The 14,461-nt window shown below is 64.4% G+C and carries 15 protein-coding genes; 5 read left to right on the forward strand and 10 right to left on the reverse strand.

All coding sequences use genetic code 11. From position 1 onward, the window contains the following. Positions 1 to 8 precede the first annotated feature (8 nt). Genes lpxK through C7435_RS02235 form a run of 3 tightly spaced genes read right to left on the reverse strand, consistent with a single transcriptional unit; the run spans position 9 to position 3,123 of the window. Positions 9 to 1,022 carry a tetraacyldisaccharide 4'-kinase gene (lpxK, locus tag C7435_RS02225; RefSeq protein ID WP_121209852.1) on the reverse strand — a complete coding sequence of 338 codons (1,014 nt, stop codon included), beginning with the start codon at positions 1,020 to 1,022 and terminating at the stop codon, positions 9 to 11. Further along, complete coding sequence (locus C7435_RS02230) at positions 1,019 to 2,314, reverse strand: 3-deoxy-D-manno-octulosonic acid transferase (RefSeq protein WP_121209853.1); 1,296 nt, start codon at positions 2,312 to 2,314, stop codon at positions 1,019 to 1,021. The genes lpxK and C7435_RS02230 overlap by 4 nt, the downstream gene beginning before the upstream one ends. Further along, positions 2,311 to 3,123, reverse strand: coding sequence for a lysophospholipid acyltransferase family protein (locus C7435_RS02235; protein WP_170150312.1), 813 nt, complete (start codon positions 3,121 to 3,123; stop codon positions 2,311 to 2,313). The genes C7435_RS02230 and C7435_RS02235 overlap by 4 nt, the downstream gene beginning before the upstream one ends. 40 nt (positions 3,124 to 3,163) lie before the next feature. Between C7435_RS02235 and C7435_RS02240 the strand changes: the two genes are divergently transcribed. Then, positions 3,164 to 3,889, forward strand: coding sequence for a protein tyrosine phosphatase family protein (locus tag C7435_RS02240; protein WP_121209854.1), 726 nt, complete (start codon positions 3,164 to 3,166; stop codon positions 3,887 to 3,889). 129 nt (positions 3,890 to 4,018) lie between these two features. Then, positions 4,019 to 5,626, forward strand: coding sequence for a hybrid sensor histidine kinase/response regulator (locus tag C7435_RS02245; protein WP_170150313.1), 1,608 nt, complete (start codon positions 4,019 to 4,021; stop codon positions 5,624 to 5,626). Between the two features lie 27 nt (positions 5,627 to 5,653). Here the strand turns inward: C7435_RS02245 and C7435_RS02250 are convergent, their stop codons facing one another. From C7435_RS02250 to C7435_RS02275, 6 genes are all read right to left on the reverse strand, one after another. Next, complete coding sequence (locus tag C7435_RS02250) at positions 5,654 to 7,405, reverse strand: ABC transporter ATP-binding protein (protein WP_075188895.1); 1,752 nt, start codon at positions 7,403 to 7,405, stop codon at positions 5,654 to 5,656. A 15-nt stretch (positions 7,406 to 7,420) separates the two neighbouring features. After that, positions 7,421 to 7,675 carry a DUF4170 domain-containing protein gene (locus C7435_RS02255; RefSeq protein ID WP_075188896.1) on the reverse strand — a complete coding sequence of 85 codons (255 nt, stop codon included), beginning with the start codon at positions 7,673 to 7,675 and terminating at the stop codon, positions 7,421 to 7,423. Between the two features lie 35 nt (positions 7,676 to 7,710). Beyond that, positions 7,711 to 9,072, reverse strand: a complete 1,362-nt coding sequence (locus tag C7435_RS02260) for a TldD/PmbA family protein (protein WP_121209857.1) — start codon at positions 9,070 to 9,072, stop codon at positions 7,711 to 7,713. Between the two features lie 40 nt (positions 9,073 to 9,112). Beyond that, positions 9,113 to 9,505: an MAPEG family protein gene (locus C7435_RS02265; RefSeq protein ID WP_075188898.1), complete on the reverse strand. Its 393-nt coding sequence runs from the start codon at positions 9,503 to 9,505 to the stop codon at positions 9,113 to 9,115. 37 nt (positions 9,506 to 9,542) lie between these two features. Continuing rightward, positions 9,543 to 10,193 (reverse strand): DsbA family oxidoreductase, encoded by a 651-nt coding sequence (locus C7435_RS02270; protein ID WP_233350657.1) that lies wholly within the window; start codon positions 10,191 to 10,193, stop codon positions 9,543 to 9,545. A 181-nt stretch (positions 10,194 to 10,374) separates the two neighbouring features. After that, a complete protein-coding gene (locus C7435_RS02275) occupies positions 10,375 to 10,593 on the reverse strand; it encodes a hypothetical protein (RefSeq protein WP_075188900.1) in 219 nt (72 codons plus the stop codon). A 205-nt stretch (positions 10,594 to 10,798) separates the two neighbouring features. On the opposite strand from C7435_RS02275, the gene C7435_RS02280 reads away from it, so the two are divergent. Continuing rightward, the gene (locus C7435_RS02280; RefSeq protein WP_170150314.1) at positions 10,799 to 11,371 is read left to right on the forward strand and encodes a YkvA family protein; all 573 of its coding nucleotides are present in this window, start codon (positions 10,799 to 10,801) and stop codon (positions 11,369 to 11,371) included. A 68-nt stretch (positions 11,372 to 11,439) separates the two neighbouring features. Here the strand turns inward: C7435_RS02280 and C7435_RS02285 are convergent, their stop codons facing one another. Next, the gene (locus tag C7435_RS02285) at positions 11,440 to 12,633 is read right to left on the reverse strand and encodes an LL-diaminopimelate aminotransferase (RefSeq protein ID WP_170150315.1); all 1,194 of its coding nucleotides are present in this window, start codon (positions 12,631 to 12,633) and stop codon (positions 11,440 to 11,442) included. Positions 12,634 to 12,907: 274 nt separating this feature from the next. Between C7435_RS02285 and C7435_RS02290 the strand changes: the two genes are divergently transcribed. Both C7435_RS02290 and prfA read left to right on the forward strand, forming a co-directional pair. Continuing rightward, a complete protein-coding gene (locus tag C7435_RS02290) occupies positions 12,908 to 13,327 on the forward strand; it encodes an MAPEG family protein (protein WP_075188903.1) in 420 nt (139 codons plus the stop codon). 60 nt (positions 13,328 to 13,387) lie between these two features. Then, positions 13,388 to 14,461 carry a peptide chain release factor 1 gene (gene prfA / locus C7435_RS02295; protein WP_121209861.1) on the forward strand — a complete coding sequence of 358 codons (1,074 nt, stop codon included), beginning with the start codon at positions 13,388 to 13,390 and terminating at the stop codon, positions 14,459 to 14,461.

Below are 14,461 nucleotides of genomic sequence, written 5' to 3' on the forward strand. Positions count from 1 at the left end.
GTTCGGATTTAACCAGCGTTGGCGGCGCCGTCCACGATGTCGCGCAACAGGCCGTCCAGGGCGCCGGGATTGGCGAAGACCGCTCGCACCGGCCAAGCGGTCACCCGCGCGCGGATATCCGGTGGCAGGCGGACCCAATCTTTCTCGGTCGTCACCAGCTGCGCGTCATGGGCGGAGGCGAGGGCATCAAGATGGCGTATATCGCCCGCCGTGAAGCTGTGATGGTCACCATAGACGGCAACCTCACCCAGATCGCCGCCGGCCGCTTGCAGGGCGTCGAAGAATTTTTGCGGACGGCCGATGCCGGCAAAGGCGACGAGCTTGCCCGGTGGTGGCGGCGCGACCGGTTCCAGCCAAGCGTGGAAGGCGGGAATTTCCAGGTCGGCGAGGCCGAGGCCTGCCCAGTCGGGTTGGCTGTCTTCATCCGGCATCATCACGATCACCGCATCGGCGCGGGCCAACCCCGCCTTGACCGGTTCGCGCAGCGGGCCTGCCGGGAAGATCGTGCCCGGGCCCCAGCCGGTCACGCCGTCGACGACGATGATCGAGCAATCCTTGGCGAGGTCGGGGTTCTGGTGACCATCATCCATCAGCACAAGGTCGATACCGCCCGCCGCATCAATGGCCTGGCCGCCGGCAGCCCGGTCGCGGGCAATCCAGGCCTGGCCCGAACTGGCGAGGAGCAGGGGTTCATCACCGACATCGGCGGCGGCGTGTTGATCGGGATCGACCTGCAGCGGACCCGCCTCGGCCCCGCCATAGCCGCGCGAGAGCGAGACAGTGGTGATGTCCATGGCAGCGAGGCGTTGCATCAGGGTCTGGGTGACCGGCGTCTTGCCCGTGCCACCGACAGTGAGATTGCCGATACAGACCACTTTCGGCCTAATGCGGACCGGTGTCGCCCGGCGGATGCGACGAGCGACGGCCCAAGCATAAAGCCAGCCCAGCGGTGACAGCAGGGCACGCGCCAAGGCGCCCGAGCCGCGTCCCCCGTCGGTGCGCCAGAAAGCCGGTTCCTTCATGCGCTTGCCCCTGCCTTGTCGGCCCGGTTCAGCAGGCGGTTGATCGCCGCCAGGCTGGTCTCAAGCGCACCACCCGAGATATCGGCGATGGCGCGCTCAGCGCTGGCCCGACCCGGCCCGTTTGCCTGCCAGACCTGTTCAACGGCTTGTGCCAAGCTCGGTGCGTCGTCAACTTCCAGTACAGCGTCGTGGCGGCGATAGGCGGCGTACACGTCATCGAAACTCGCAACATGCGGCCCGGTGATCACGCTGGCCCCTGCCTGGCTGGCTTCGATCGGATTGTGCCCGCCAATATCCGGCAGCAGGCTGCCGGCGATCAAAGCGGCCGGGGCGAGGGCGAACCAGAGCGGCATTTCGCCCAGCGTATCGGCCAGCCAGACCGTGTCCCGAGGCTCGGGGACCTCGCCGCGCGAACGCCGGGCCATCGCAAAGCCGTGTTGCTTGATCAGTGCCTCCAGCGCACCGCCGCGTTCCGGGTGGCGCGGGGCGAGGATGAGCAGGGCGCCGGGATGGGTCTTGTGCAGCACGGCGTGGGCCGACAGGACAATGTCGTCCTCGCCGTCATGCGTCGAGGCGGCAAGCCAGACCGGGCGACCGGCGAGACCCGATTTGAGGCTTGCTAGCTCGTCGGGATCCGGCGCCAGCGGCTGGGCTTCCAGTTTGAGATTGCCGGCCAGCACGATCTCGCGACCGGTCAGGTCTTCCAGACCGTCGCGGGTGCGGGTGTCGGCGGCGCCGATCCAGTCGAAGCCCTCCAGTAGCCGCCGGAGGGCGTCACCGCGCTTGCGCCAACGCTGCAGCGAGCCCGCATTCATGCGGGCATTGACGAGCGCCATCGGGATGTCGCGGAGGCGTGCCTCGATCAACAGGTTCGGCCACAGCTCGGATTCTGCGATCACACCCGCATCCGGTCGCCAATGGTCAAGGAAGCGCCGGACTGCGCCGGGCGTGTCGACCGGCACATATTGATGCTTGGCCTGGGGCGGCAGGCGTTTGGCCATCAGCGTGGCCGAGGTCACCGTGCCGGTGGTGACCAGGAATTCGAGGTCGGGGTCTTGCTGGGCCAGCTCGTCGACCAGGGTGGCCAGGACCAGGCTCTCGCCGACGCTCGCGCCATGCAGCCAGAGGAGCTTGCCGCCGGGGCGGCGGATATCGGGACGGCCCAGGCGTTCGTGCCGACGGGCCGCGTCTTCCTTTCCGGCCCGCGCCCGGCGCGACAGGATGGCGGGCAGGAGCGGTGACGCGAGCCCGGTGAGCGCGCGATAGAGTTGGAGCGAGACCGGCAGGCTCACGCCGGCGCCTCGGAGGGTTCGGAGGCGCTGCCATTCTTGGGGGTGTTGCCCCGGCGTTTGCCGGACCGTTCGCCGGTACCGGGACGAAGCTTGCTGTCGGGCTCGACAATGTCGCCGCCCACCGCTTCGTCGGCCTCACGCGTGATCGCGTTGAGCGTGGTTTCCAACGCCAGTCGGGCCGCTTCCAGCTCTTCCGGTCCGGCATTCTTGGCGACATGGATCGGTTCGCCCCAGATGATGATGCCACGGGTGAAGAAATGCGGCAGGCAATGATGGTCCCAGGCGTTGCGGAGAACGGTCTTGCGGCGCGTTGACCAGGTGAAGGGCAGGATCGGAACGCCGGTATCGCGGGCCATGCGGACAGCGCCATAGCCGGCCCGCATGCGCGGGCCGCGCGGCCCGTCCGGTGTCACCGCACCACAGCCGCCGGCATTGAGATGGTTGACCATGGCGCGATAGGCGGCTTCACCGCCCTTGGTCGCACCTGGCTTGTCGGGATTGCGGGACGAGCCGCGCACCACGCCGACCTTGTACCAGCGGGTCAGTCGCGAGCCGATTTCGCCTTCGCGCGAACGCGAAGCGAGGGCGACCATGCGGTCCTTCTGGCGCGCCCAGCCATGCAGGGCCATCAGGATCCGGCCATGCCAGACGCAGCCGAGAATGGGTTTGCGCTCGTCCCAGACCGATTGCACGAAGTCGGCATTGCGATGTTCCCAGCGTATCGAGCGCCGGACCAGCTCGAGATAGAGCAGGATGAGGAAGGCGAGGGCTTCCTGGGCCCAGGGGCGGGAGAGCAGGCGTTTTGACATGTCAGGCCCTAGCTCACCTCCGTGACGCAAAAGGTCAAGCATGGCGCGCGGTTGCGTCGGCGCCGAGACCAGCCTAAATGCGCTGCCAGACGAAAGGCCCAGCATGCCCTATGACCTGAACGACCCGAAGGACCGCGAGCGCGCCTGGCAGGATTATCTGTGGAAGGATCATGGCATCCTGCGGCAGAAATTCCACAACATGCACGAGGTCGGCGGCGGCATGTGGCGCGCCAACCAGCCCTCGCCCGAGCGCCTGGAACAGCTGGCGGCAGTCGGGTTCAAGACCATTCTCAACATCCGCGGCACCCAGCCGGGCGTGTGTTATTATGATCTCGAGAAGGAGGCCTGCGAACGCTTTGGCCTCGAGATGATCGACATGCCCTTCGGCTCACGCGAGGCGCCGTATGTCGATCGCATGCAGCGGGCTGTGAAAATATTCGACAGCATCGAATATCCGGCCCTGATCCATTGCAAGTCAGGCGCCGACCGGGCCGGCATCATCTCGGTCCTCTACGCGCTGACCAAGCTGAAACTGCCCTATGACGAGGCGATCACGCACCTGTCGCTGAAATACCTGCATGTGAAAGCCGGCAAGACTGGCGTGCTGGATTATTTCTTCGAGTGCTACCGCGCCTATAATGAAGCCACGCCGATCGATTTCATGGACTGGGTCGAAAATGTCTATGACCGCGAGACTGTGCAGGCGGGCTTCATGTCGAGTTGGTGGGGCAATTTCCTGACAGACAAGCTGCTGCGCCGCGAATAGACGCCGCCCATTTTTTATAACCAGTGAATTCATCAGATATGACGACTCTTTCCACAGGATTGAGTCACATTAATGCTCGTTAACCACGTTCAGCGTCCCGGCTTGCCGGGGGGCGAGGGGGAGGGGCTGATGCCGGATCTGGCCATACGTTCAGACTATACGCAGGAACGGTTGAACCGTCTGAATTTCCTGTTGTCGCGCGAATGTGGCCCGGCCTTTCTTGAGGCTTTCGTCAAGCAGACCGCCGAAGTTTTCGCCGCTGACCGCCTCTTTATCGCCCGCATCGACGCCACCCATTCACGCCTGCGCACCCTCAAGGTCGCCTGCGGCAGCGCCCTCGTCGGCAATTATTGCTACGAACTGAAGGGTACGCCCTGCGCCGATGTGATGGAGGCTGGCGCTGATATCTTCGAGGACAATGTGGCGGCGCGCTATCCGCGCGACTTCATGCTCGAGGAAATGGGCATGCGGGCCTATGTCGGCATGCCGTTGTATAATGGCGCCCAGTCGGTCGGCATTGTCGTGGCCATGTTCAAGCGGCCGGTTGAACTCGCCGACGAACTGCTCGCCGTGTTCAACCATTATCGTCGCCGCCTGACCGGTGAAATCCTGGCCGCTGAGTCCGGTGACCGCGCCGAACTGGCGATGAGGGGCACGTCGGACGGCATTGTCGACATGTGCCTGGAAACAGACCAGGTCTACATCTCGGCCCGCGGTCGCGAATTGCTGGGCTATCAGCCCCGCGAGTTCACGGCCGCGACCGACAGCTTCACAACGCTCGTCCACGGCGATGACCGGTCGCGCTTCCAGTCGGCCCTGAACGCCCATTTTCGCGCCGGTCGCCCGTTTGACCTGACGATCCGTTTGAAAGTTGTCGGCGGGCTTCATCGCTGGTTTCGCATGCGCGGTGAGGCGGTGCGCACGCCGGACGGCGATCCGGTTCGCCTTGTCGGTGCCCTGACCGATATTCACGACCTTGTCGAAGCGCGCCAGCAGGCGACCGAGGCGAGCCGCGCCAAATCACGCTTCCTGGCGACGATGAGCCACGAAATCCGCACGCCGATGAATGGTGTGTTGGGCATGTCAGCGCTGCTGGCGAGCACAGACCTTGAACCGTCCCAGCGCGAGATGGTCAGTCTGATCGAGGCCTCCGGCCAGTCGCTGTTGACCATTCTCAATGACATTCTCGACCTGGCCAATATCGAGTCCGGTCGTTTCGAAGTCGAGCAGGCCAGTTTCAATCCGGCCGAGCTTGTCCGCACGGTTGCCGGCCCCTATCGCATGAAGGCGATGGAGAAGGGGTTGAACCTGCATCTGGAAATCGATCCGGTTGCCGAGCGCGAGGTCGTCGGAGACCCGGCCCGGGTCCGCCAGATTTTGTCCAACCTCCTGTCCAACGCCGTGAAATTCACCGATCGCGGCGAGGTACGGGTGCGCTGCCTGATGAGCCAGACCGAAGACCGGTCGCACGATGTGAGATTCGAGGTCGGCGATACCGGCATCGGCATGGACAACGATCTGATGGCCCGCATCTTCATGCCGTTCAGCCAGGGCGAGGCGGTCATGCAGCGCAAGAATGGCGGGACCGGCCTGGGTCTCGCCATCGCCAAGAAACTGGCCGAGCTGATGGGCGGCGACATCATTGTTGAAAGCGCGCCGGGCGCCGGCTCGAAATTTGCCGTGACATTGCCTGAGAGCGGGCGTCGCAGCGAGATACTTCAGGCCCAGCACGCCTGATCCGGTCGTCCGGGGTTTTTGCTGGCGCTATTCGCCGAATTGCATCCGGCACAGGCGGGCATAGAGACCGTCGCGGGCGACCAGCTCGTCATGTCGGCCCTGTTCCGCGATCCGCCCCTGTTCCATCACATAGATCCAGTCGGCATGACGCACGGTCGACAGCCGGTGGGCGATGACCAGGCTGGTCCGGCCCTGCGACAGGCGTTCCAGCGCGGCTTGAACCCGTTGTTCCGACTCGGTGTCGAGCGCGCTCGTCGCTTCATCGAGCAACAGGATGGGGGCGTCCTTCAGGATCGCCCGGGCGATCGACAGGCGCTGGCGTTGACCACCCGACAGATTGCCGCCGCGCGGCCCGACCGGGCTGTCATAGCCATCCGGCAGCGCCATGATGAAATCATGCGCATCGGCGGCCTTGGCGGCGGCGATGATGGCGTCTTCGTCGGCGTGCAAGTCACCGAAGCCGATATTGGCGCGCACCGTATCGTCAAACAGGGTCACATCCTGGCTGACCAGCGCCATGCTCTGTCGCAGCGATCCCAATGAGACGGTGCGGGTGTCGGTGCCGTCAATCGTGATCATGCCGTTCTGGGCGTCATGGAGGCGCGGCAACAGGTTGAGGATGGTCGACTTGCCGGAGCCGGACGGTCCGACCAGCGCGATGGTCTGGCCCGGCTCGGCCTTGAGCGAGATGTCTGACAAGGCCACCGATCCGTCCGGATAGGCAAAGCCGATCCCGTCAAAGCGGACGGCGCCATCGGTGACGGCGAGGGCTGGCGCATCGAGGGCGGTGGTCACGGTCTCGTCGGTGTCGAGCACAATGAAGATCCGGTCGAGGACAGCAAAGCCCTCCTGCACGACGGCATTGAGCGTGCCCAGGGCCCGGATCGCCGGTGCGATCACCGTAATCCCGGTCAGCACACCGATGATATTGCCCAGCGAGGTCTCGCCATTGAGCATGCGCCATCCTGCAAAGGCCACCAGACCGGCAAAGGCCAGCCCGCCGACGACTTCAAGGATCGGATCGATGCGGGCCTTGTTCTCGGTGATTTTCAGGAGGAAGCGCAGCCGGTCGAAGAAGGATTTGCGGGCGCGTTCGCTTTCATAATCCTCCAGCCCATAGGTCTTGACCATGCGGGCGCCGGAGAAACTCTCTTCCAGCTGGCTGGTCACCTCGCCCATTTGCGACTGGGCCTGGGAGGAGGTCTTGCGCAGGCGCTGGCCGATCCGGATCACCGGCCAGGCCGCGATCGGGTAGACGACCAGGATCAACAGCGACAGCATCCAGTCGAGGCTCAGCATGACGCCGATCGTGATCACCACGGTCAACACGTCGCGCATCAGATTGTTGGAGAGGCGGACAATCGTCTCGCGCAGAAGCGTGATGTCATTGGTGAACCGCGACACCAGCGAGCCGGTGCCTTCGGCCTGCAGACGCGCGAAATCAGCCCGCACCAGCTTGCCGAACATGGCGTTCTGCAGGTCCTGCATCACGTTCAGCGCCAGCCGATTGGTCTGCACGGTCTGCAGATAGAGGCTGACCCCGCGCAGGGTGGCGAGGCCGATCACGGCCAGCGGGGCGAGCGGGAAAAAGTCCGCCGCACCATTGTTCAGCTTGTCGAAGGTCCAGGCGATGACGCCGGCATAGGAGGCGGCGGCTCCGGCCGTGATCGCCGACAGGACCAGCGCCAGACCGACCAGGCCGGGGCGCCGCCAAAGCCAGTCGCGCCACAGGCGTTTGCCCAGCGTGGCTGTTGAGGAGGGTGGGGTCTCGCCTGTCACGCCGTGGATCGGAACCTAGCCGTCCTTCTTCTCGGTCGAGGGATCGAGAAGCTTGTGGGCGTGGATGATGAAATAGCGCATGTGGGCATTGTCGACGGTGCGCTGGGCGGCGCCCTTCCAGGCGGCGCGGGCTTCGGCATAGCTGCCGAACGCGCCGACGAAATCGACCTCATCGAGATCCTTGAACTCGCAATTGGTGGGGTCGACACAGGCCAGCTCGCCGCCGATGACGAGGTGGAGAAGCTGGTTGTTGATCTTGGTTTCAGTCATGACGGGCTCCTAAAATGATCCTGTCCGTCCGGCGCCTAGAGACCGCCGATGGACATGGCGTCCACGAATACGCTGGGGGCGTTAACAGAACCCCGAAATTCCAGGTCACTGGCCGGAATGAGGCGGGCATAGATGTCGACGAGATTGCCGGCCACGGTGATCTCGCTGACCGGGTGATCGATCTGGCCATTGGCGATGCGATAGCCGGACACGCCGACCGACCAGTCGCCGGTATTGGCGTTCAGCGACGGGCCGAACATTTCCATGATCAGGACGCCGTCCTTGATGCCGCTGATCAGGGCGTCGCGGCTGGCCTCGCCGGCTTCCATGTGGAAATTCGTCGGACCGGCACCGGGCGAACCGCCCATATTGCGCCGGGCATGGCCGGTCGGGCTCATGTCGAGCTGGCGGGCTGCGGCCGAGTTGAGGAACCAGGTGGTCAGCCGCCCGTCCTCGATAATGGCGCTGCGCCGATTGACCGTGCCTTCGCCGTCAAAGGGTGCCGAGGCATGGCCCCAGGGCCGGTGCGGGTCGTCGATGACGGTGACGCCCGGCGCAAAGATCATCTCGCCCAGCTTGTCGCGCAGGAAAGAGACACCGCGGGCCACGGCCGGGCCGGATATGGCGCCGGCGAGTGAACCGAGGAAGGTCGTGGCGACACGGCGATCAAACACCACCGGCATGACGCCGGAGGGGAGCTTCTTCGGGCCCAATCGGCGGGCTGCGCGTTCCCCGGCCTCCCGTCCGATCTCGACACGGTCACGCAGGTCGGCACGGCGCCGGGCCGATGTGGCGGCATAGTCGCGTTCCATCGCCTCGTCGCTGCCGGCGATCACGCTGGCACCATAGCCGAACACGCTCTTTTTCCAGCCGGCATTGAAGCCGGTCGATGTGGCATAGGCGGCTGCGCCCTGACCGGACGACGCGAAGGCGGCGTCGGTCTTGGTAACGCCGTCAACGGCGCGGGCAGCGGACTCGATGGCCAGCGCCGTTTCTTCGAGTTCTTCCGGCGTCCACTCGCCGGCCTCGAACTGCTCGATCGACGGTGGTGCCTTGCACAGGCGCTCCGGGTCGGCGAGGGCAGAATAGGGATCTTCCGGTGCCGCCTTGGCCATGGTCACGGCGCGGCCGATGGTGAAGTCGCGGCCTTTCTCCGACAGGTCGGAAAAGGCGACGCCGGCCTGGCGCTTGCCGACAAAGACCCGCAGGCCCGCATCCAGCGTTTCCGAGCGGCCAATGTCTTCCAGCTTGCCATCGCGGACGGAGAGCTCGGTTTCGCGCGACTCGGCGACCGAGGCCTCGGCGCTGTCGGCACCGGCTTTCAGGGCCCGGGCGACAAGGTCGGCGGCAATGTCCTGCAGGGCGGCGGGGTCGGGGGCTTTGAAGGTCTGTGTCATGTGAGCGCTATAGCCCCGCGAGGCCCCGCCGGGCAATGGCTCAACTGACGGCCGTCCAGATCAGCCAGCCCGATCCGACCGCGACGCTGATCCAGGTGAACAGCGTGCCGACGACCCGGCCCATGGACGTGCCGGCCGAACTCGACAGGCCCCAGGCGTGCAGGATGCGGCCCAGGGTCAGGCAGATGCCGAGGGCATGGATCACCAGGGCAGAGACACTGCTCAGTGCGAGACCGGCCAGGATGACCAGGGCAATCGGGACATATTCAACCGCATTGCCATGCACACGGCAGGCCCGTTCCAGCGCCGCATCCGTGCCGGAGCCGAGGCCGATCTTCGAGCGCTGGCGATGGCGAACCACATTGTAGGCAAGACCGACGAGCAAGAGCCCGTTGAGGCCGGTATAAAGGGCAAAAGCCTGGATGGCGGTCATGATCTCTCCCCGTCTGACCTGCCCGCTTGAAGCGGGCCTATTCCGTTTCGGCCGGTTCCTTGACCGCCTGGCGGATTGCATCGGCCAGAACGGCCGCTTCCTGGGCACCGGACACGGCAAAGCGTCCGTTGAAAATATAGGTCGGCACGCCGGAGACGCCGAGCTTGCGGTAGAACAGCTCTTCCTCCCAGACCGCTTTTTCGTCGCGATCGGTGGCCAGGAGGTCGGCCGTCACCGCGGCATCAAGGCCCGCCTGACCGGCGAGCTCGGCCAGCACGGCCGTGTCACCGATATCGCGTCCCTGGTTGAAGAAGGCCGCGAACAGGGCTTCGGCCATTTCCGGCGTCTCGCCCTGACCGCCGGCCCAGCGCATCAGCCGGTGGGCGTTGAGCGTGTTGGGTCGCATGGTGATGTCGTCGAAACGGAACTCGATCCCGGCGGCCGGCCCGGCCTGTTCGAGATGGTCGCGCATGGCCTTCCAGCGGCCGGACGCTTCGGCGCCGGAGAATTTCTCGCGCATATAGTCCTTGTAGGGGCGCCCTTCGCGAGCCAGCGTCGGGTCGAGCTGGAAGGGGCGCCAGACGGTCTCGACCTCGATTTCCGCGGTCAGTTTGCGGGCTTCATCCCAATGGCGCTTGCCGAGCCAGCACCAGGGGCAGACGAGGTCGGAGACGATGTCAACGGTCACGGATTGGGTCATGCCGGTGATTTAGGCGAGTTCGCAGGAAAATGCGAGGCTTGGAGGGAGCGATGGGCGGGAGAGATGCGGGTGGCGGGCTCGTCATCCCCCCGTGCTTGGACACCAGGCCATCGCGGACCTGTGAACGAGGGGATGACGCCCACCGGCCACCCACCGACCGGAAGTCGGGCTAGACTGTGATGTCCAGCAATGTGTCAGTCAGCTCTGCCGCTGTTCGCGCCATCACGGCGGACGCTGAATGGGCCGCCTCGGCCTTTTTCAGCGCCACCGCCGCCTGGATGATGTCTTCGCCCTTGGCCGCATTGTTGACGGCTTGGCGGGCGGCCTCGCCGGCATGGGACTGGGCGGACATCATGCCGGCAACGGCGGTATTGAAAGCGACGTTCATGGCGGCACAATAGGCCTGCCATCACGAAGCCGGGAGCGGAGATTGGAGTCATGGTTAAGCCTTGGTGTCCGGCAGGCCGATCGGCGGATCGGCACCGTGTCGCGTCCCCCGGGATGCAATCGGTTGTGTTCCCGCTATTGGCGCGACGGCCGGTATGGGACAAGCTCTCCATCAATCAACGGCCACAGGAAGGTGCCACACTGTCATGACCAATTCGTCCACCCCGACCCTCAAGGTTGAGTTCGAACTCTCTGAATCCGATCTCGCCTTCTTCCGGGACCGTCTCGACAAGGCGCGTGAGGATCGTGCCGATCTGGATGAAGGCCGGATCACGGCTGGTGTGGCCGACATGATCACCAAGGCACTGGCCGCCAATCCGCCGGAATTCGTCAAGACGCGCCTGCGCCAGCTCGGCCCGCTTGTCGGCATGCTGGACGATGCCGAGTGGAAGCTGGAAGGCGAGGACCGCGAGCGGGTGCTCAATGCGTTGGCCTATTTCGTTGATCCGGACGATCTCATCCCTGATTCAACGCCGGGCATTGGCTATATCGATGATGCCATCATGATCGAGCTGGTCGCGGCTGGTCTGGCGCCGGAGCTGGAGGCCTATGCCGAGTTCGTGGCGCACCGCGAGGATCTCAAGGCACCCGACAGCGCGCCCAAGCCGCCGCTGGAGGAAGTTCGCAAGGTCATGCAGGACCGCATGCGTCGTCGTCGCGGCCGGGCCAAGGCTGGTGGCCTGTGGGCACATTCGACGGTGATCCGTCACTATTTCTAGGCAATAGGCAGATTGCCGGTCCGGCATCCTCCCTCAACCGGACTGGCCTGCACAGGTGATCCGGGCGGTCAGACCGCCCGGATTGCTGGCTGTCTGGACTTGAGGAAGTCGGCAACACCGCGTGCCGCCTGCCGGATACGTTGCTCATTCTCGACCAGCGCCAGGCGGACATAGCCCTCACCATGCTCGCCAAAGCCGATGCCGGGCGCGACGGCGACGCCGGCCTCTTCCATCAATTGCTTGGAAAATTCCAGCGAACCCATCTCCTCGCAGCCGCGCGGCAGCGGTGCCCAGGCGAACATCGAGGCTTCCGGAGACGGAATGGCCCAGCCGGCCCGGCCGAAGCTTTCCACCAACACATCACGGCGATGCTTGTAGATGGCGCGGACCTCGTCGACACAGTCCTGTGGACCATCCAGAGCGGCACAGGCCGCGACCTGGACCGGCGTGTAGGCGCCATAGTCGAGATAGGATTTGACCCGGGCCAAGGCCCCGACCAGCCGCGGTGAACCGGCCGCAAAGCCGACCCGGAAGCCGGCCATGGAATAGGTCTTCGACATCGAGGTGAACTCGATAGTGCGCTCCTTGGCTCCCTCGACCTGCAACATGGACGGGGTCGGCTCACCACCGAAATAGATCTCCGAATAGGCAAGATCGGAGAGAATGAGGAGATCGTGCTTGGTCGCGAACTTCACGACCTCCTTGTAGAAATCCAGCGAGGCGGTTTGTGCCGTGGGGTTGGAGGGAAAACAAACCACGACGGCGATCGGACTCGGGACCGTATGCCTCGCTGCATGCTCGAGTCCGCGCAGATAATCTTCCGGCGACGGCGCGTGGACATGCCGTATCGTGCCGCCGGCAATAAGAAAGCCGAATGTATGGATCGGATAGGAGGGTGACGGCGCCAAAATGACATCGCCCGGCGCGGTGATCGCCTGGGCGAGATTGGCAAAGCCTTCCTTGGAGCCCAGCGTGACAATGACCTCGCTGTCCGGGTCGAGATCAACATCGAAGCGGCGCTTGTAATAACGCGCCTGGGCTTTGCGCAGCCCGGGAATTCCGCGCGAGGCGGAATAGCCATTGGTGCGCGGCTTCTCTGTCGTCTCGCGCAGCTTGGCGAGGATATGCGGCGGGGTTGGCAGATCCGGATTGCCCATGCCGAAATCGATGATGTCGGCGCCATTGGCCCGCAATTTGGCCTTCAGGCGATTGACTTCTTCGAAAACGTAAGGCGGCAGACGCTTGGTGCGGTGAAATTCCATCGTTGAATCCGGCATACTCGAATTTTTTCCCATAGAACGCGTTCTGGTGCTGTCCTGCAAGAGGCTAGACCCAGTGAAAGGCGGGAATTGGCAGGGATCGCGGCGGCAATGCGGCGGGTTGATCGGTATCAAGGTCCCGGACTTGTGCCCGGCCTGCGCCGGGCGTCCATCCGGGACGACCAACCGGATGGTCTGCAGGGCGAAAAACCGCCCTCTCGCCAAATCAACCAAACTCGGACTAACCTCCGGCAAAATGGCCGGGGAGGGCTGAGCTATGTTTCAATCAATGATGACGCCGATATTGGCGCTGGTTTGCTGGACGCTGATCATGTGGGTGTGGATGTATGCCACCCGCATTCCGGCCATGCGCAAGGCCGGGATCGACCCGGCGACGGTGAAAGACAAGTCCGTGATGGACCGCCTGCCCATCGAGGTGCGGCGTATCGCGGATAATTACAATCACCTGCACGAACAGCCGGTGATCTTCTATGCGCTGGTGCTTTACTCCCACCTGGTCGGCGTGTCGGACGAATTCAACATCATGCTGGCCTGGGCCTATGTGCTGATCCGGGTGGTCCACTCGCTGATCCAGTGCCTGTGGAACTTCATCCCGATACGCTTTCTGGTCTTCACCCTCGGCTCGATCGTGTTGATCATCATGGCGGTGCGCAATGTGATGGCGGTACTGGCCTGACGGGTGTCCCGACAGCGGCGCAGGATTTTCATCGCTCGCGCGAGGTGCTAACGGAGCGTCATGCACGCACCTGAAGCCAGACTCGCCCAAGTCATCGACCGGTTCGACCAGGTGGAAGCCCGCCTGGGCGCCGCCGCCGACCCGGATGAAATCGTCAAGCTCTCCAAGGAGCATGCCGAGCTCAAGCCCGTGGCCGAAAAGGCCAATGCGCTGAAGTCGGCCCGCGCCGAACTCGCCGAGCTCGCCGAGATGATGGAGGGCGAGGATGCGGAAATGGCCGACATGGCGCGTGAGGAATATTACGCGCTGAAGGAACGCCTGCCCGAGCTCGAGCATGCGATGAGCCTGATGCTGTTACCACGAGACAAGGATGACAGCGCCAATGCCATGATCGAGATACGGGCCGGCACAGGCGGCGATGAAGCGGCCCTGTTTGCGGGCAATCTCTATGGCATGTACCAGCGCTATGCCCAGCTGCGCGGCTGGAGCTGGGAGCTGGTTTCAGCGTCTGATGGCGAGCATGGCGGCTTCAAGGAAGTCGTGGCGGCGATCTCCGGCAATGGCGTGTTCGGGCGTCTGAAATTCGAGAGCGGCGTGCATCGGGTGCAGCGTGTCCCGGCGACGGAAAGCCAGGGCCGTATCCACACCTCGGCCGCGACGGTGGCGATCATGCCGCAGCCGGAAGACATTGATATCGAACTCGATATGGGGGATGTGCGGGTCGACACGATGCGGGCCTCCGGCGCCGGCGGCCAGCACGTCAACAAGACCGATTCAGCCGTGCGCATGACCCATATCCCGACCGGGATTGTCGTTGTCTGCCAGGAAAAATCTCAGCACCAGAACCGGGCCCGGGCGCAGGAAATCCTCAAGGCAAAGCTCTACGACATGCAGCGCGAGGCCGCCGCCGCCGAACGGGCCGCCGACCGCAAGGGCCAGATCGGGTCCGGCGACCGTTCCGAGCGCATCCGCACCTATAATTATCCCCAGGGCCGGGTCTCCGATCACCGCATCAATCTGACCCTCTACAAGCTGGACGACATTGTCGCTGGTGACGGGTTGGACGAGGTCATCACCGCCCTGATCGCCGAGGACCAGGCGGCGCGCCTGGCCGCCCTCGAAGACAATTCGTAA

Source organism: Maricaulis maris, from assembly GCF_003634045.1.
In the GTDB taxonomy this organism is placed as follows: domain Bacteria; phylum Pseudomonadota; class Alphaproteobacteria; order Caulobacterales; family Maricaulaceae; genus Maricaulis; species Maricaulis maris.